The sequence below is a fragment of the Actinomadura sp. 3N407 genome (assembly GCF_052245875.1).
GTDB lineage: Bacteria > Actinomycetota > Actinomycetes > Streptosporangiales > Streptosporangiaceae > Spirillospora.
This window is the reverse complement of the sequence record NZ_JBQQBP010000002.1, coordinates 25,133-42,580: the sequence shown is the minus strand read 5'-3', so window position 1 is coordinate 42,580 and position 17,448 is coordinate 25,133. Positions and strand designations below refer to the sequence as shown.

At 71.9% G+C, this 17,448-nt stretch carries 14 protein-coding genes; 9 read left to right on the top strand and 5 right to left on the bottom strand.

The window, feature by feature from the left end; all coding sequences use genetic code 11:
• The first annotated feature begins 297 nt into the window (after positions 1-297).
• The 7 genes from ACTWPP_RS04280 to ACTWPP_RS04250 all read left to right on the top strand — a co-directional run bounded on the left by ACTWPP_RS04280 (position 298) and on the right by ACTWPP_RS04250 (position 6,718).
• Complete coding sequence (locus ACTWPP_RS04280) at positions 298-513, top strand: hypothetical protein (RefSeq protein ID WP_443102748.1); 216 nt, start codon at positions 298-300, stop codon at positions 511-513.
• Positions 510-1,568 (top strand): AAA family ATPase, encoded by a 1,059-nt coding sequence (locus ACTWPP_RS04275; protein WP_443102747.1) that lies wholly within the window; start codon positions 510-512, stop codon positions 1,566-1,568. The genes ACTWPP_RS04280 and ACTWPP_RS04275 overlap by 4 nt, the downstream gene beginning before the upstream one ends.
• Positions 1,565-2,551, top strand: a complete 987-nt coding sequence (locus tag ACTWPP_RS04270; RefSeq protein ID WP_443102746.1) for a DUF58 domain-containing protein — start codon at positions 1,565-1,567, stop codon at positions 2,549-2,551. Before ACTWPP_RS04275 ends, ACTWPP_RS04270 begins: the two co-directional genes overlap by 4 nt.
• Positions 2,548-3,495 (top strand): VWA domain-containing protein, encoded by a 948-nt coding sequence (locus tag ACTWPP_RS04265; protein ID WP_443102745.1) that lies wholly within the window; start codon positions 2,548-2,550, stop codon positions 3,493-3,495. The genes ACTWPP_RS04270 and ACTWPP_RS04265 overlap by 4 nt, the downstream gene beginning before the upstream one ends.
• A gap of 57 nt (positions 3,496-3,552) precedes the next feature.
• Positions 3,553-4,626: a S1C family serine protease gene (locus ACTWPP_RS04260; RefSeq protein WP_443102744.1), complete on the top strand. Its 1,074-nt coding sequence runs from the start codon at positions 3,553-3,555 to the stop codon at positions 4,624-4,626.
• An 80-nt stretch (positions 4,627-4,706) separates the two neighbouring features.
• Positions 4,707-5,429: a response regulator transcription factor gene (locus tag ACTWPP_RS04255; protein ID WP_443102743.1), complete on the top strand. Its 723-nt coding sequence runs from the start codon at positions 4,707-4,709 to the stop codon at positions 5,427-5,429.
• Positions 5,426-6,718 (top strand): sensor histidine kinase, encoded by a 1,293-nt coding sequence (locus ACTWPP_RS04250; RefSeq protein WP_443102742.1) that lies wholly within the window; start codon positions 5,426-5,428, stop codon positions 6,716-6,718. The genes ACTWPP_RS04255 and ACTWPP_RS04250 overlap by 4 nt, the downstream gene beginning before the upstream one ends.
• Before the next feature lie 283 nt (positions 6,719-7,001).
• Here the strand turns inward: ACTWPP_RS04250 and ACTWPP_RS04245 are convergent, their stop codons facing one another.
• From ACTWPP_RS04245 to ACTWPP_RS04230, 4 genes are all read right to left on the bottom strand, one after another.
• Positions 7,002-7,721, bottom strand: a complete 720-nt coding sequence (locus tag ACTWPP_RS04245) for a S1 family peptidase (protein ID WP_443102741.1) — start codon at positions 7,719-7,721, stop codon at positions 7,002-7,004.
• 242 nt (positions 7,722-7,963) lie between these two features.
• Positions 7,964-9,229, bottom strand: coding sequence for an MFS transporter (locus tag ACTWPP_RS04240; protein WP_443102740.1), 1,266 nt, complete (start codon positions 9,227-9,229; stop codon positions 7,964-7,966).
• A 61-nt stretch (positions 9,230-9,290) separates the two neighbouring features.
• Entirely contained in the window at positions 9,291-10,025 is a 735-nt protein-coding gene (locus ACTWPP_RS04235; protein WP_443102739.1) for a hypothetical protein, read from the bottom strand.
• A gap of 207 nt (positions 10,026-10,232) precedes the next feature.
• Positions 10,233-10,631, bottom strand: a complete 399-nt coding sequence (locus ACTWPP_RS04230; RefSeq protein ID WP_443102738.1) for a nuclear transport factor 2 family protein — start codon at positions 10,629-10,631, stop codon at positions 10,233-10,235.
• Between the two features lie 164 nt (positions 10,632-10,795).
• On the opposite strand from ACTWPP_RS04230, the gene ACTWPP_RS04225 reads away from it, so the two are divergent.
• Positions 10,796-14,119, top strand: a complete 3,324-nt coding sequence (locus ACTWPP_RS04225) for a helix-turn-helix transcriptional regulator (protein WP_443102737.1) — start codon at positions 10,796-10,798, stop codon at positions 14,117-14,119.
• Between the two features lie 128 nt (positions 14,120-14,247).
• Entirely contained in the window at positions 14,248-15,060 is an 813-nt protein-coding gene (locus ACTWPP_RS04220; RefSeq protein ID WP_443102736.1) for a sensor histidine kinase, read from the top strand.
• On the opposite strand, the gene ACTWPP_RS04215 is transcribed toward ACTWPP_RS04220, so the two are convergent.
• On the bottom strand, positions 15,029-17,440 hold the full coding sequence (locus ACTWPP_RS04215) for a peptidase domain-containing ABC transporter (protein WP_443102735.1): 2,412 nt from the start codon (positions 17,438-17,440) through the stop codon (positions 15,029-15,031). The genes ACTWPP_RS04220 and ACTWPP_RS04215 overlap by 32 nt on opposite strands.
• Positions 17,441-17,448 lie beyond the last annotated feature (8 nt).

Genomic DNA, 17,448 nt, shown 5'->3' with positions numbered 1-17,448 from the left:
AGTGGAACGGCACGCATCGACGGTGAGCAGCGGGTAGGGGTCGGTCATGCCGGAGCTTCCCGATGTCGAGGGTTTCCGCCGGGTCCTCGCCGAGCACGCCGGTGAGCCGATCCGGTCGCCGAACGTCGCGCCTCCCTGACGTCCCGTCTCCCTGACGTCCTAGCTGGCTGAGCGTCCCCGCCTCGCTGAACATCCTGTTCCAGGCGTTCCTTAGGTCCGCTTTCGCCCCGGCTTGTTGTGATCGTCGTGTGCCGTCCGGACGACGGGCGGCCGGACACGACGAAGGGGAGAGGGAGCATGGCTCTCAGCCGACGCACGAAGATCTTCATCGGGACGGCGGGACTGGCCGCGGCGGGCACCGTGGCCTTCGGCGGCTCGGCGCTGGCCGATTCCGGACCGGAACCCGTCCGCACGCAGTTCCAGATCGTCGACTACCAGGCGTCCCAGACGGACACGCCCGGCCGCGACTGCCCGGAGCACGACGGCCGGTCCGTGGCGGAGGGCACGCAATGAGCGACGGCCTCGACGCCGCCCGCGCCAGGCCCGCGGCCAGCGCGCTGGCGGAGCGGGCCCTGTTCGAGGTCAAGCGGGTCATCGTCGGCCAGGACCGCATGATCGAGCGGATGTTCGTGGCGGTCATGGCCGGCGGCCACTGCCTGCTGGAGGGGGTACCGGGCGTGGCCAAGACCCTGGCCGCGCAGACGCTCGCCACCGTCGTCGGCGGGTCGTTCGCCCGGCTGCAGTTCACCCCGGACCTGGTGCCCGCCGACATCGTGGGCACCCGCATCTACCGGCCCTCCACCGAGAGCTTCGACATCGAGCCCGGCCCGGTGATGGCCAACCTGGTGCTCGTGGACGAGATCAACCGCGCGCCCGCCAAGGTGCAGTCGGCGCTGCTGGAGGTGATGGCCGAACGCCAGGTCAGCATCGCCGGCCGCACGTTCCCGGTGCCGGCGCCGTTCCTGGTGATGGCCACCCAGAACCCGATCGAGTCGGAGGGGGTGTACCAGCTGCCCGAGGCGCAGCGCGACCGGTTCCTGCTGAAGATCGACGTCGGGTACCCGACCGAGGCCCAGGAGCTGGCGATCGTCTACCGGATGGGGGTGCGGCCGCCCGAGGCGAGCCGGATCCTGGACGCCGCGGAGGTGACCGCCCTGCGGGACGCGGCCACGGACGTCTTCGTCCACGACGAGGTGGCGCGGTACGCGGTGCGGCTCGTGGCCGCCACCCGCGATCCGGCCGGGCACGGCGTCCCGCAGGTCGCCGGGCTGCTCGCGTACGGGGCGGGCCCGCGCGCGACGCTCGGGCTGATCGCGGCCGGGCGGGCGCTGGCCCTGCTGCGCGGGCGCGAGTACGTCCTGCCGGGCGACGTGCGCGACCTGGCCGCGGACGTGATCGCCCACCGTCTGGTGCCGTCGTTCGACGCGCTCGCCGACGGCGTGGGGGCGCGATCGATGGTCGACACGATCGTCGCCGCGGTGCCGACGCCCCTCGTCGCCCCCACCGAGGCGGACGCCGAGGCCCCGGTCGCCGCGGCCCCGGCCGGCGAGGACGGAAGGGCGGCATGAACGAGCCGAGTCTGCGTGAGCTGGCCCCCGAGCAGGCCCTGCGCCGGCTGGAGCTGCTGGTCACCCGGCGCCTGGACGGGCTGCTCCAGGGGGATCACCTCGGCCTGCTGCCGGGGCCCGGGTCGGAACCCGCCGAGGGGCGCGAGTACGTCGCCGGGGACGACGTGCGCGCCATGGACTGGAACCTCACCGCCCGGATGACCGCTCCGCACGTGCGCGACCGGGTCGCCGACCGGGAGCTGGAGACATGGGTGGTGGTGGACGCCACCGCCAGCATGGACTTCGGCACCGGACGGCTCGAGAAGCGGGATCTGGCGGTGTTCGCCGTGGCGGCGGTCGGATTCCTGACCGAACGGACCGGAAACCGGCTGGGCGCCCAGATCGTCCACGACGACGGGGTGCGGCGCGTTCCGGCGCGCACGGGGCGGCCGCATCTGCTGGGGCTGCTGGGCACGCTGCTGTCGGCGCCGCGCGGCGCGGGAGGGCACGGGCGCGCCTCCCTCGGCACGGCCGCCGACCTGCTGCATCGCACCGGAGCCAGGCGGCGCGGCGTGGCCGTGGTGGTCTCCGACTTCCTGGAGCAGGCAGAGACGTGGGAGCGGCCGCTCCGGCTGCTGGGCGCACGCCACCAGCTCCTGGCGGTCGAGGTCGTCGACCCGCGCGAGCTGACGCTTCCGGACGTGGGGATGCTCACGCTCGTCGACCCGGAGACGGGCCGCAGGCGGGAGGTCGCCACGGCCGGGCGCCGGCTGCGCGAGCGGTACGCGGACGCCGCCGTGCGGCAACGCGAGGAGATCGCGGCGGGACTGCGGCGCGCGGGCGCGGCGCATCTGCGGCTGCGCACCGACGGGGACTGGATGCGCGACCTCGTCCAGCACGTCCTGGCGCAGCGCCGCACCGCCGCGGCGGCGCCCGGCCCGGTGCGGCCGCCACCGCCTGGCTCGGTGCGGCCGTCGCCGTCCTCTCCGGGAGGTGCGGCGTGAGCTTCCTCGACCCGGCCCGGCTGCTTCTGCTGCTGGCGCTGCCCGTCCTCGTCGCCCTGTACGTGGTGGTACAGGTGCGGCGCGGCAAGTACGCGGTGCGGTTCACCAACCTGGCGCTGCTGGAGAAGGTCGCCCCCACCCGTCCCGGCTGGCGCCGCCATCTTCCCGCGGCGGTGTTCCTGCTGATGCTGGGCCTGTTCGTCACCGGGTTCTCCCGTCCGGCCGCGGACGTGCGGGTGCCGCGCGAACAGGCGACGATCATGCTGGCGATCGACGTGTCGCACTCCATGCGCGCCGGTGACGTGCAGCCGAACCGGCTGGAGGGCGCCAAGGACGCGGCCCGGACGTTCCTTGAGCGGGTGCCGGACCGCTTCAACGTCGGTCTCGTGGCGTTCTCGGGGACGGCGTCGGTCGTCGTCCCGCCCACCACGGACCGCCCGGCGATGCGCACCGCCATCGACGGGCTGTCGCTGGGCCCGCGGACCGCGATCGGCGAAGGGGTGATCGCCTCGCTGGACGCGATCGCCGGGTTCGGGGCGCAGTTCGGCGAGGAGGCGCCGCCGGGGCGCGTCGTGCTGCTGTCGGACGGCACCAACACCGCCGGGCGGAGCCCGGAGGAGGCGGCCCAGCGCGCCGCGCAGGCCGGCGTCCCGGTGTCGACGATCGCCTACGGCACCCCCGGGGGCGTGATGGTGCAGGGCGGGCGGCAGATACCGGTGCCCGTCGACGGGCCCGCGCTGGAGCGGCTGGCGCAGGACGCGGGCGGCCGTTTCTACGAGGCGGCCTCCGGCGACGAGCTGCGCGGCGTGTACGAGGACATCGGCAGCAGCATCGGCTACCGCGTGGAGCAACGGGAGATCTGGGGCTGGTTCATCGGCGCCGGTCTGCTGCTCTCTTGCGTGGTCGCTGCCGGATCCCTGCTGTGGTTCTCGCGCCTTCCGTGAATGAACTGCATGCGGAGCCGAAGTACTGACCAGTGAGAGATGAGCGTGAGGAGCCTCATGAGCTATCCACCGCACGCGGATCCCGGGTACGGCATGGGCCACGACACGACCCCCCACGGCCTCGGCGACGACACGGGGTACGGCCTCGGCGAGCAGGCCGGGTACCGCCGCGGGAACGACGCCCGGTACGGCCGAGGCGACGACGCCCTGTACGGCTTCGGGGAGGACGCCCGATATGGCCTGGGCGATCCTCGCGGCCCCGATTTCCGGTCGCCTCCGCCCCCTCGCACGTGGCCGCGGGACGATCCGTTCGGACGTCCGGCGCCGTCCGCCCCGTGGACGACGCCGCACCACGACGGGCCCCGCCGCGACCGCAGGGGCGGCCCCGGACGGGCGGTCGTCGCGGCCGTGCTCGCCGCGTTGCTGGCCGGGGGCCTCGCCGGGGGCGTCGCCGGGCGGATGACCGGCGGCGACCCGGCGTCCACGGCGCTGCCGCAGTCCGGTGCCGGGCCGGTGAACGGCGGATCCGGCGATCTCAGCGACGTCGCCGCCCGGGTGCAGGCCGCCGTGGTGTCGATCGAGGTGCGGTCGGGGACGGGGCGCGGCACCGGGTCCGGCTTCGTGATCGACCGCCAGGGGCACGTGCTGACCAACGCGCACGTCGTCGAGGACGGCGGCCAGGTCACCGTGGTGCTGGCCGATCGGCGCCGCGTCCCGGCGCGGGTGACAGGCTCCGACCGCACCCTCGACCTGGCGGTGCTGTCGATCCCCGCCGACCAGAGCCCGGCTCCGCTGACGTTCGGCCGGTTCTCGGACGTGCGGGTCGGCGATCCCGTGCTCGCGCTCGGCTCCCCGCTGGGCCTGCAGGGGACCATCACCGGCGGCATCGTCAGCGCGCTGAACCGCGAGGTGCGCATGGGCGGAGGCGGCGTGGCTCAGGCCCTGCAGACGGACGCGTCCATCAACCCCGGCAACTCCGGCGGCCCGCTGGTCAACGCGCGCGGCGAGGTCATCGGAGTGAACACGGCGATCGCGACGTTGACGCGGGGCGGGAGCGGCGGCTCGATCGGCATCGGGTTCGCGATCCCCGCGGACCGGGCGCGGGAAGGAGCCACGCGGCTCGCGCGCTGACCCGCGTACCGTCGTAGGGACGGGTCGTCGCAGGAACGGGCTCGGTGCGGCCCGATGTGCAGAAAAAGGGGGGCGTCCCGATGCGGGTGCTGGTGGTCGAGGACGAAGAGGACCTGGTCGAGGCGCTGCGGTACGGGCTCGTCCGCGCCGACTACGCCGTCGACGTCGTCTACGGGCTGGAGGAGGCGACACAGAAGCTCTACGCCTCCGCGTACGACCTGATGATCCTGGACCTCAGCCTGCCCGACGGCGACGGGTTCGACCTGTGCCGCGCGATCCGCAGCGGCCGGCTGGTCGGGGAGAGCGGCCCGGACCTGCGGATCCTGATGCTCACCGCGCGGGACCGGCTGGCCGACCGGGTGCGGGGCCTCGACGAGGGCGCCGACGACTACCTCGTCAAGCCGTTCGCCTTCCCCGAGCTGCTGGCGCGCGTCCGGGCCCTGCTGCGCCGCGACAGCGGCGGCGGGTCGGCGGTGTGGACCGTGGGCGACCTGCGGCTGGACACCGGGCGCCGGGAGGCGTTCCGCGGCGGGCGGCAGCTGCGGCTCACGCCCAAGGAGTTCGCCGTCCTGCGCTATCTGATGAGCCGGCCCGGGCAGATCGTCTCCGCGGAGGAACTGCTGGAGCACGTGTGGGACGAGAACGCCGACCCGTTCACCAACACCGTACGGGTCACCGTCGGCACGCTGCGCCGCAAGCTCGCCGCTCCGGACGAGGAGCAGGTCATCGAGACCGTCGTCCGGCACGGCTACCGGCTGCGCGAGACCGGCCCTGCCGCCGTCACCGCGGGGAGCCCGGCATGACCGCCCCCACCGGACGACCGGGACGCGACCGGCCGTCCCGGCGGGGATGGCGGAGGCTGAGCATGGTGCAGTCGATCCGGTTCCGGCTGACGGTCATGTACTCGACCCTGCTGTTCGTCCTCACGGCGGTCGTGCTGGGCGGGGTCTACCTGGCCGTGGCCCGCAGCTCCGACGCCCAGCCGATCACCAAGACGTTCAACGCGGAAAAGATCGTCGAGCTGGAGGACGGCACCCGGCAGCGGCTCGGGCAGTTCGAGGTCGTCAGGGTCCGGCAGGTCGAGCAGGCGGTCAACTACGAGACCCAGCAGACCCTCAGGCGCTATTCGGTGATCATGCTGGGCGGTCTGTTCGTGGCGAGCCTCGGCATCGGCTGGGTGCTGTCGGGACGGGCGCTCAAGCCGGTCGGCGCCATCGCGCGCACCGCCGAGGAGATCCAGGCGACCGACCTGTCCCGGCGGATCCGGCTTTCGGGCCCCCGGGACGAGCTGCGCTACCTCGCCGACACCATCGACTCCATGCTCGACCGGCTCGACGACGCCTTCCACGCCCAGCGCCGGCTGATCGACGACGCCTCGCACGAGCTGCGCAGCCCGCTGGCGATCATCCGCGCCAACCTCGACACCGTGCTCAGCGAACCCGACGCCGACATCGGGGACCGGAGCCGCGCCGTCCACGTCGTCGACCGCGCCACCACCCGGATGACGCGGCTGGTGGAGGATCTGCTGGCCACCGCGCGCCGGTCCGCCCCCGCCTTCGAGGACGCCGACGTGGACCTGGGGCTGGCGGCGCGCGAGGCGGCCGAGGAGTTCGACACGCTCGCGGCCGCGCGCGGGCTGACCATCGAGCGCCGGCTGCGCGACGGCCTCACCGTGATCGGCGACCACGACGCGCTGCGCCGCGCCGTGGGCAACCTGCTGTCCAACGCGGTGCGGCTGGCACGCGTCGGCACCCAGATCACCGTCGCCGCCGACCGGACCGGCGGATGGCAGTGGATCGCCGTCCGGGACGCCGGGCCCGGCATCCACGCCGACGACCAGGACCGGGTGTTCGACCGGTTCTGGCGCGGATCGGACACGCGCCGCTCCCGGGACCGCCGCACCGGCCTCGGGCTCGCGATCGTGCGGAGCATCGTGGAGGCGCACAACGGCCACGTCCGGCTGTTCTCCACACCGGACGTCGGCAGCACCTTCGTCCTGTGGTTCCCGCTGTTCTCCCCCACCGGCCAGGCGCCCGGCGTCCCGCCCGACCTCGACCCCCTCCCACCCCACGAACGGACGCTCCTGGACTGAGCGGGTTCTCCGGACGAATCGCAACGTCCCCGCTGGGTTCTCCCTCGGCATGCGGCGACGGCCGGCCCTCGCCCCCGCCATCCTGGGCGAGCCGAGGGTCCTCATCCCGGACGAGTCCGCCAACGGCCTCGACCCGGCGGGCGTCCACTGGCCGCGCTCCTATGCGGCTGACGTTCGGAATCGAGAAACGCGCCCGCGACTGAACCGGCTCTCGCCTGCCCCGGTTCACGGAGACGCCCGGCCGGGAGGGAGTTCCGGCCGGGCGCTCCGAGCGGCGAGAGGGTCAGACGCCGGCTACCGAGCGAATCCAGGAACGGTTGTAGGGCACGCTCCCGTACTGCTGGGTCGACCGGCCGTCGGCGGTGGAGGCGACGCCGACCTGCCGGCCGTTGTAGCGCTGCGGGCCGCCGGAGTCGCCGCTCCAGGCGTTGCCGGTGATCCTGCTGCTGCAGACCGCCTGGCCGCCGTAGTAGTCACGGCATGAGGTGGACGTGACACGGACGTCGGCGCACTTGAGCTGGTTCGAGGTCGGGCCGTTGTAGCTGGTGCGGCCCCAGCCGCAGATCTGGTTGGTGGAGCCGACCGGCGGGTTGGCGTCGGCGAGCTGCGAGTAGGTGGTGTTGTGGGCGCTGGACAACCGCACCAGGGCCAGATCGCCCTGCGGCGACACCTGGTAGTTGGTGACCCTGATCGTGGTGGCCTGCGACCGGTAGACGCTGCCGACGCGGACGGTGATGCCGCTGCTGACACAGTGCCGCGCGGTGAGGACCCACGTCGGGGCGATGATGGTGCCGGAGCAGGTGAACGATCCGCTGCTTCGATAGATCGAGGCCGCCCAGGGGGCGTCGGTGACGGTGGTGCCGCCGATGATGGGCGGCGCGGCCTTGGTGGCGGGAGGGCGGAGTTCGCTGTCGGATCCGTCGGCCGCTGTGGCGGGGAGGGCCATCCCGAAAAGCAGGGCGAGAACAGCACCAATCAAGATGCCGGCGCGTCGGGTGGTCATGCACAGCTCCTTTGTCGGGGGTACGCAAGAGCCCTTTTAAAATAGACCGGCGACTCACTTTTGTAACGCTTTCAGTGTCCAGCGGATTTTCAGTGTTGATACCTTTGACATAGAAGACCGGTATTGGCCGTCAATTCCCCGCCGCGTCGAAGGAGGGATCATGCGAGTCTTCGTCACGGGAGCGACCGGAGCGCTTTGGCGGACGGACGCGGGATGCGGTTCCACCCTCGGTGGCGGCGTGGTCATGAAGGTTCGGCGCCTTCTGCGCCAGTGTCGTCGCCTCGGCCAACTGGGCGGTCAGAGGGACCTGTGCGAATCTCAGTGCTGCAACCTGCCCGGCGGGTCCTGGTGCGGTGGAGCGCGGCGGCCGCGGTGATGCTGACGAGCAGACCGCCTGTACCCGCGGCGACGAATGTGATGCGTGCGTCGGTTGCGGCGAGCAGCAGACCTCCCAGGGCGTAGGAGAGCCCAGCGCCTAGCCCGACTGCGCCGTAGAGCGTGCCGAATGCTTGGCCGAGGACGCTGGGCGGGACGACGCGCTGCAAGTGGGTGTTGACGCCGACGTCGAGGGCGGCGATGCCGACCCCGCGCAGGGTCTGGAGCACCATGGCGGCCGCAATCGACCCGGCTAGCCCGGTGACCAGGTTCCCGGCGCTGCTCACCACGAACCCGACGATCAGCAGTGCCAGGGCCGGCCATCGTCCGCCCGCGCGGGCGATCAGCAGGTAGCCGAGCAGCAGGCCGGTGCCCACTCCGGCATAGAGAACGGCCGCGTCGGTGCTGTTCCCGCCGAGCTCGTCCCGGGCCAAGAAGACCAAAGCGACATCGTCGACGCCACTGAAGGCGACCACCCCGACGAAACCTGCGGCGACCGCACGCACGGTGGGGATCGACCATAGGTGTCCGAGGCCGGCCATCACCTCGCGGTACCACCCGACCGATGGGCTCCGGTGGGTCGCGGCCGCCGGCCGGCGCACGCTACTGAGCCGGGGAAGCCAGGCCAGCAAGGCGGCGGAGATGGCGAAAGTGGCGACGTCGACGAGCAGGACACCGCGGATCCCGCCCAGCGCGAACAGTGCCGCCGCGATCAGCGGGCCGAGCGCTTCGAGCCCGTAGGTGCCGACGCCCAGGGCGGCGTTGGCCGCCTCAAGATCCTCGTCGTCGACAACACGGGGCACGGCGCTGCGTGAGGCCGCGACGAAGGTCGTGGCGCCGATCCCCCGCACCGCGACCAAGAACAGCAGGACCGGGAGCGGCGGCAAGGCTGCGGCTATCGCGAGCACCAGGAGCCCTTGAACCACCTCGCAGGCGACCATCACCCTGCGGAGCCCATACCTGTCACCGATGAGGCCGGCGACCGGGCCGAACAGTCCCGGGACGCAGTCTCCGGCCAACAGCAGCAGCGCGACGGCGATCGCGGCTCCTGTCTCGGCCTGGAGGTAGACGAGCAAGGCCACCAGACCGAGGGAGTCGCCGAGGACCGAAACCGCTCGGGCCATCCACAGCACCCGAAACTCACGGTTGCCGCGAAGTAGCCGCAGCGCGCCACCGCGAGGCCGTACGACGTGGTCAGCGGACGTCTCGGGAGGCACTCGAGCCTGCCCTTCTGCGTTGTGGTCGGCGTTGGCTCGTTTCCCTGGTGGCGAGCCGGACACCGATCACGCCGCTGACGAGGTAGCTGCTGAACCGCCCGATCGGGATCAGCCAGCCGGCGGGCTCCCAGCGGAAGTAGGCGGGAGTGATCAGGTTGGCCACCGCGGAGAGCAGGCCGAGTCCTTCGCCGGTCCTACCGAGCAGTCCCTTCTGACGCGCGGCGACAACGGTGGCAGCGGTGAGGACGCCATTGGCTACACCGTGGACCGGCCCTCCGGTGACGAACACGCGTCGCGTTGTAGCCAGAACTTCGGTGTCGGTGCGTTCCTTCGGGACGGTCAGGCTTGCCTGAGTGGTCGCCGAAGTGGCAAGCGCCGCCACTGCGGCGCCACCAGCGACGAGCACGGTCCCGCCAAGTAGCCGGGGATGGGTCGGATGCCGCGATGCCACGCGCACCATCGCGGCCACGTACCGCGCTTGAGCCAGGAGGGATAGCGTCTGACAGATGGCGTTGAACCGAGCCGCCCGCGCGCTCCCGCTGTAGTAGGTGCGGATGACCTCGGGGGACGAACCCGGCGCTGGGAACGGGTCGCCCGCGAGTCGGCCTGCGCCCGCGATCGCAGTTGTGAACATCAGCCCGGCCACGGGGCCGCCGAGTCCGCCCGCGTCGCGAGCAATGGTCAACGGCTTCGCTTGTTTCTTGGTGGTCATGTATGGAGTCCTTTCGATCGGACGTCGTCGGCTTTCCGCCGACATGGGCTCGTGCTCTAGGGGGGCGTCATCGCAGCGGGTGGTGTGCACGCGCAGTGACCTTGGGAGTAGCCGGGGTCACCGGCGGAAAAAGGCTCGCCGACAAGCGGGAGAACGACGGGACTCGCCTGCACCGCAGCGTCCCGGTCGGCGTTGAGTACGGTATGTTCACACCAGGTTGAGCCAGGCGGGATCGTAGTAGATCCGGTGTTCTTTGATCAGTCCGTCGCGCAGCCGTATCCGGTCGATTCCGCTGAACTCGAAGGGCTCGTGTGCGCCGGTGCCCCGGGCGAGCCATTCCACGAAAAGCACCTCACCGTTGTCTGCGTGATCGACGGCCTCGCGGCGCAGGTCGGGTACTCGATGCAGGAGGCGAGCGATTTTCTCTTTGTATTCGGTGATTCCGATGATGGGCTCGGAGTCGCCGGGACAGAGGACCGTGACGTCCGGAGTGACGGCGCGTGCTGCAAGGTCGGGATGGGGCCTGGCCCAAAGAGCCTGCCAGTGCTCGATGCGGAATCGCAGTTGCCCGGGACGTGCGACGGGCATCGGATGTTCGCGGCTCATCGTTCCGTCCTCCTCCTAGGGCGCTTGCTGGGCAAGTCTGGCCGCGGCCGGGGCGAGGATCCTCGTCCGGATGGCCGATGCCGGTCGGCGAGGTGGTTGATATCAGGCGCCCCGGCGGTGGAGGGAATACTGGCGGGCAGGGAGCACACCGAGATCGAGGACCGATGGCCGAGGGCGAACCGCGACGGGAGTCGCGGCGAACGGCGACCTTTCTGCTGACCGAGGTCGAGTCGGCGATGCCGTTGTGGGAAATGGCGCCGGACTCCGCGGACGCGGCGATCGCCTTGCACTACGAAGTGATCGATTCGGCCGTACGGGCTCATGGCGGGGTACGGGCCGGCGGGGTCGGGCCGGGCCACGGCGTGCAGGCGATGTTCGAGTCGGCGGCCGAGGCGATCGCCGCGGCGTTGGCGGTGCAGTTGGCGCTGGCGCGGCAGGACTGGCCGGCGGGGCTGGCAGTCCGTGTACGGATCGGGGTGCACACCACCGAAGAGCGCGGGCAGCACGGCCGCGGCTACTCCGATGTGGCCGTCCACCGGTGCGCTCGGGTGCGGGACGTCGCGCACGGCGGACAGACACTGCTGACGGCGGCCACCGCCTCGCTGGCCGCCGACTCCCTGCCGGAGGCGGCGTGGCTGGCGGACCTCGGGCCGCATCGACTGCGGGATCTGCTGCGCCCGGAACGGCTGTACGAGCTGCGGCACTCGGATCTCTCGCAGGATTTCCCGCCGGTGCGGTCGCTGGATGTGGTGCCCAACAACCTGCCGGCGCAGTGGACCAGCTTCGTCGGCCGGGCCGAGGAGCTGGCCACGGTCAAGCGGCTGCTGGAGGGACAGCGGCTGGTGACGCTGACCGGCGCGGGCGGCTGCGGCAAGTCCAGGCTGGCCGTGCAGGCCGCTGCCGCGATGGCCGACCAGTGGCCGGACGGGGTGTGGTGGATCGAGCTGGGCGGTGTCGGCGACGGCGCACTGGTGGCCGAGCTGACCGCGGCGGCCCTGCGGGTGCTGGTGGAGCCGACCGGCGGACCCTTGCGAGCGCTGACCACCCAGCTTCGCGGACGCCGGTTGCTGGTGTGCCTGGACACGTGCGAGCACCTGCTGGACGCCTGCGCGGACCTGACCGGCGGGCTGCTGCGCGCCTGCCCTGAGGTATCGGTCCTGACCACCAGCCGCGAGCCGTTGGGCGTGCTGGGCGAGACGGTGTGGCGAGTGCCTTCGCTGGCCGGGAAGGAGGCGGTGCGGCTGTTCGCCGACCGGGCCGCGCTGGTGCAGCCCGAGGCCTCCGGCCTGGCCGACGACCCCGCGGTGGCCACCATCTGCGGCCGCCTGGACGGCATTCCGCTGGCCGTCGAGCTCGCGGCGGCCTGGGTGCGGGCACTGTCCCCAGCGCAGATCGCGGCCGGGCTGGACGATCGCTTCCGGCTGCTGATCAGTGGCCGGCGGGACACGATCGCCCGGCACCGCACCCTGGCGGCGTCGGTGGACTGGAGCTACGACCTGCTGGAGGAGCCCGACCGGGTGGTGTTCCGCCGGCTGGCCGTCTTCGGCGGTGACTTCGACCTGGCCGCCGCCCAAGCAGTCTGCGCCGTGGACCAGGCCGGCGACGGCTCCGGTGAGGCGGACGCGCTGGCGGTCATCGGCCATCTGGTGGACAAGTCCCTGCTGGTGGTCGACAACGGTGCCGGCGAGGCCCGGTTCCGGATGCTGGACACCATCCGCGAGTACGCGCGGGACAGGATGACGGAGGCGGGTGAGACCGCGGCCGCCCGCGATCGCCATCTCGGCTATTTCCTGAACGTGGCCGAGGCCGCGGCTGCGGGAATCGATCACGACCAGGACCGATGGTGCCGGACGCTGGAGACCGAGCACGACAACATCCGCGACGCGCTGGGCTGGGCGCTGGGCGCCGACGACCCCGAGCGGGGGCGGCGGCTGGCCGCTGCCATGGGCATGCTGTGGTTTCTGCACGGCCATCTCCATGAGGGCCGCGGCATGCTGGAGCAGGCCATCCGCCTGGCTCCCGAGGACCGCTCGGTCCTGCAGGGCAGGCTGCTTGCCGGTATGGCCCTCATGGGCATGGCCACCGGGGACCCGCTACTGGTCCAAGACGCGGGACGGCGGAGTCTGGAAATCGCCATCGAACGCGGCGACGACGCCCTGCGCGGCCGGTGCCTGGCGCTCATGTCCTACAGCGCCTTCTACCACGACTTCCCCACCGCCGTGGAGCTGGCCGAACAGGCCACGTCATTCAGCCTCCCGGCCGGTGACGACTTCACCACCGACTTCGCGATGATGGTGAAGGGGTTCACGCTCCACGAACAGGACCGGCACGCCGAGTCCCTGGAGCTCGCCCGGCGGACGTTCAGCCGAGCGCACCGCCGAGGGGACCGCTTCAGCGCCGCCTTCACCCGCAACTGCGAATCCTTCGGCGTGTTCTTCGGCGGCGACGTCCGCCGCGCTGTGGAGTTGGCGACCGAGGCCACCCACATCGCCGAGGGGCTGGCGGACTCCTTCACCGTCGGGAACCTGGCGGTTCACCAGGCCTGGTTCATCTGCCTGTCCGGGGACCTGGAGGGCGGCCGACGGCTTCTGGACCCCATCGCCCGGCAGATCGAGGACGCCGGCCTCACCGAAATCTCCTGGTTGGCGTGGGGACTGGGCAAACTGCATCTCTACGGCGGCGACTTCGAAGGCGCGGCGAGATGGGCCGAGCGAGGCGGTCGTTTCGCTGTGCCGACGAGCGACAACCGCGTGGCGTGCATGGCGCTGGTCGTCGAAGCGGCCGCCGCGCGGCGGCTCGGGCAGCGTGACCGAGCGCGGGCAAGGGCCGAACGGGCGGCGGCGCTGGCCCGCGCGATCGGCACGTACTACCCGTTGGCCGATGCTCTGGAGGAACTGGCACACCTCGCGGCGGCCGACGATCCGGCCCGGGCCGAAGACCTCCACCATGAGGCGCTGGCCATCCGTCTCGAACACAAGCTGCGCCCGTTCTACGTCGACAGCCTGGAGGCCCTCGCCGCCCTTGCCGCGCGGTCACAGGGCGCGGACAAGGCCGTGCGCCTGCTCGCCGCCTGCGAGGCGGCCCGAGAGGAGATGGGCTATGCCCGGGCCCCGGTCAACCAACCCGCTGTCGACGAGACCCGCGCCGCCGCCCTCGACGCCCTGGGCGGCGACGCCTTCGCCACCGCCGAGGACGAGGGATCTGCGCTGTCTCTGGACACCGCCGTCGAGTACGCCACCCGCGCCCGGGGTGCCCGGGCGCGGCCGAGCAGCGGCTGGGCCAGTCTCACCCCGGCCGAACGGCAGGTCGTACGCCTGGTCACCGACGGCCTGACCAACCCCGAGATCGCCAAACGCCTGTTCGTCACCCGCGCGACCGTGAAGACCCACCTGTCGCACATCTTCTCCAAGTTGGACGTGACCAACCGGACCGAGCTCACCGGCCTGGCCTCACGCGCCGTCCGCGACCAAGAATCGATGCCGGACTGACACCCCGGCGACGTGTCCAGCGGCCATCTCAACCACCCGGCGCCCGCGCCATCGACCCGATGGCCGATGTTTCCACCGGTCCCGCTGCACGAGTGTGCTGGACAGCAACGTCCACATGGAGGAGTCCGATGAGCTCGCGACCGGTCCACGACCAATGCAGGCATCAGGCCATCAGGGATCTCCATGATGCCCTCGGCAGCAGGATCACCATCATCTACGTCCAGGCCGCCGGCGCCCTCGCCCTCTCCGGAACCTCCGACGGTTTCGACCGGGCCACCGCGGCGCTCGCCGCGATCAAGACCACCAGCAAGGAACTCGCGGCGGAAGTCCACGCCTTAGTCGACTCGCTCAACACAGCGGAACCCTCCTCCACGGCCGAGACCGTGCCCGGACGGCCGGGCGCGGGACTGAACCAGGTCGCCGCCCTCATCGAGGAGATGGCGAGCTGCGGCCTGGCCATCCACCTCGACGCGTCAGGCGAGCGCCCGGTGCCACCGGCCGTCGACCAGGCCGCCTACAGGATCGTGCAGGAGTCCGTGACCAACATCCTTCGTCACGCCGGGCCGACAACGGTCAGCGTCCGCATCATCCATGAGACGGACGCGGTGCTCGTGGAAGTCACCAACGCCCGGCCGAACCGGGACGGCCACCATGCCCTGAGCCGCGGTGGGCACGGCATCATCGGAATGCGGCAGCGGGCGGAGGCGCTCGGCGGATCCCTGCAAGCCGAGCCGCTCCAGGACGGCGGCTTCCGCGTGTACGCCCGATTGCCGACCGGGACCCCCGATGTCCTGGCGAAGACCGCGCGGGGCTCAGCGGCGGATACGGGAGCGGATATGGAGGGTCTCCAGGACGTCGTTCACCCGAAAGACTTCCAGCTCAATCTGCCCTCTGCCCGACCGCGGTCTCTCAGCGGGCCTGCGGCCACGGGGCGCTCATGACGCCCGACGCGGTCATCAGGTCGCGGTACGGGCCGGGCTGAAAGCCGAGCCGGCCATGGTCGCCGCGCTGCACGATCCTCCCGCCGCTGATGATGCAGATCTCGTCGGCGTCGGTGACGGCGGCCAGCCGATGGGTGATGACGAGCAGCGTGCAGTTCAAATTCCGAATGCTCCGTATCACCCGTTCCTCCGTCACCCGGTCCAGGGCGCTGGTCGCCTCGTCGAGGATGAGGATCCGCGGACGCCGCACCAGGGCGCGGGCCAGGGCGATCCGCTGGCGCTGACCGCCGGAGAGCCCGGTGCCGCCGGAGCCCAGCAGGGTCTCGTAGCCCATCGGCAGCGCGGCGATCTCGTCGTGGATCTGGGCGATGGTGGCGGCGCGGACGTAGTCGCAGTCGTGGCCCTCCTCCCCGGCGGCGCCCATGGTGATGTTGTCGCGGATCGAACCGGCGAAGATGCGGGCGTCCTGGTTGACGAAGGAGATCGACCGCCGCAGGGACGCGCGGTCGATGTCGTCGAAGGACGTACCGCCGATCATCACCTGGCCCGCGCTCGGCCGGTACAGCCCCGAAAGGAGCATGGCCAGCGTCGACTTGCCGCAGCCGGAGGCGCCCAGCAGCGCGACGAAGCCCCCGGCGGGGACGGCCAGGTCGATGTCCGTCAGGGCCGGGGCCCCGGCGCCCGGATACTGGAACCGCGCGCGCCGGACCGTCAGGTCCCCCCTCGTGTCGAAGTGGGGCTTCGCCGTCCGCACGGGCTCGTCGGGCGCGGCGTCCAGGATGTCACCGAGCCGCGTGAGCGGTGCCTTCAGCGTGGCCACCTGGAAACCGGCCTGGACCATGCTGGTCAGCGGGCTGAAGACCCCCATGGACAGGGAGGTGAAGGCCGTCATCTGGCCGAGGCTGAGCTCCCCGGCGCTCACCTTGAACGCGCCGGCGACGAGGACGAGCAGCGGCGCCAGGAAGTGCACGGACCCGATGAGGGACGAGAACAGGTTGAAGTGGCGGCGGCGCCTCGTGCCGGCGTTGATCTCCTCCATCAGCGAGTGCGTCCAGCGGCCCCCCACCACCTCGTCCAGGCCGCCGGCCTTCACCGTGCCGATGCCCTCCAGCAGTTCGTTCAGCGCGCTGTTGGAATGCGCCTGGCTCTCCAGCTCGTCGGCGGCCAGGTAGACCTGTGGCCGCCAGGCGAGCAGCAGGAGCCCGATCTGGACGACCGCGAGCAGCGAGACCCAGACCGCGACCTGGGAGTCCACCAGGAAGAACGCGGCGAGATAGCAGATGACCAGAACTCCGTCGAAGACCGCCGAGAGCACGGAGGCGGTCAGCACCTGCCGGACCGACGTGCTCGTCCGCACGCGCAGCGCCAGGTCGCCCGGCGCGCGCCGGGCGAAGTAGCCGTAGGGCAGCGCCAGGAGCCGGTTGAAGACGCCGAGCGTCACCCGCTTCTCCGCCGCGGCCTGGATGTCGAGGATGACCGTGCCGCGGATCAGCTGCAGGAGGAAGAAGGACAGCGCGGACAACGCCACGGTCACCGTGGCCCGGGCGGGCGTCAGCTCGCCGCCGAGGCCGTTGTGGTCGACGGCGTAGGCGGTGGCCATGGGCAGCAGCAGTCCGGAGACGAGAATGGCGAGGGACGCCGCGACGAGCGGCAGCCACTTCTTCGACCGGGGCAGGAAATAGAGGAGGTGCCGCCAGGGGCTGCGCGGCGCCTCGGCCGAGGATCGCCGGGGGACCCGGCGCATCGGAGCTTCGAACTCGACCGCCACACCGGTGAAGAGCCGGTCGGCGTCCTCCGTGCGCAGCCGTCGCCGGCCGTAGGCGGGATCGACGATGTAGACGTGCTGGCGCGTGGCGCGTTCGAGGACCACGAAGTGGTTGAACTTCCAGAAGAGGATGGACCCGGACGGCAGGTTCCGCAGTCCGTCCAGGGACGTCCGCACGCCCCTGCCCGGCAGTCCGTACCCTCGGGCGGTGGCCAGCAGGGACCGGGCCGACACGCCGTCCCGCCCGCTGTCGGTGTCCTGGCGCAGCCTTTCCAGGCTCACCCGGATGCCGTGGTGCCGCAGCGCGATCATCAGGCTGACGGGCCCGCAGTCGCTCACCTGTGACTGGAGCTGTACGGGGACCGGGCGCCTGCGCCGCGTCCGGGGCCTCAGGTCCCGGACGCCGGTGGGACGCGGCGGCCGGGGGAACCCGGCCCGCTCCATCGGGGGGCCCAGCTCCCGGCCGGCCGAGGCGGCCTGCCGCGCCTCCTCCCGGAACCGCGGGGCGCCGCTCGTACGCCCGGTTCCAGGACCGGGCCCCGGTGGGCGCCGGGCCTCGCCGGCGGGGCCGCGCGGAGGACGGGCGAAGAAGTCGAACGACGATTCATCCGGCACTCGGCCTC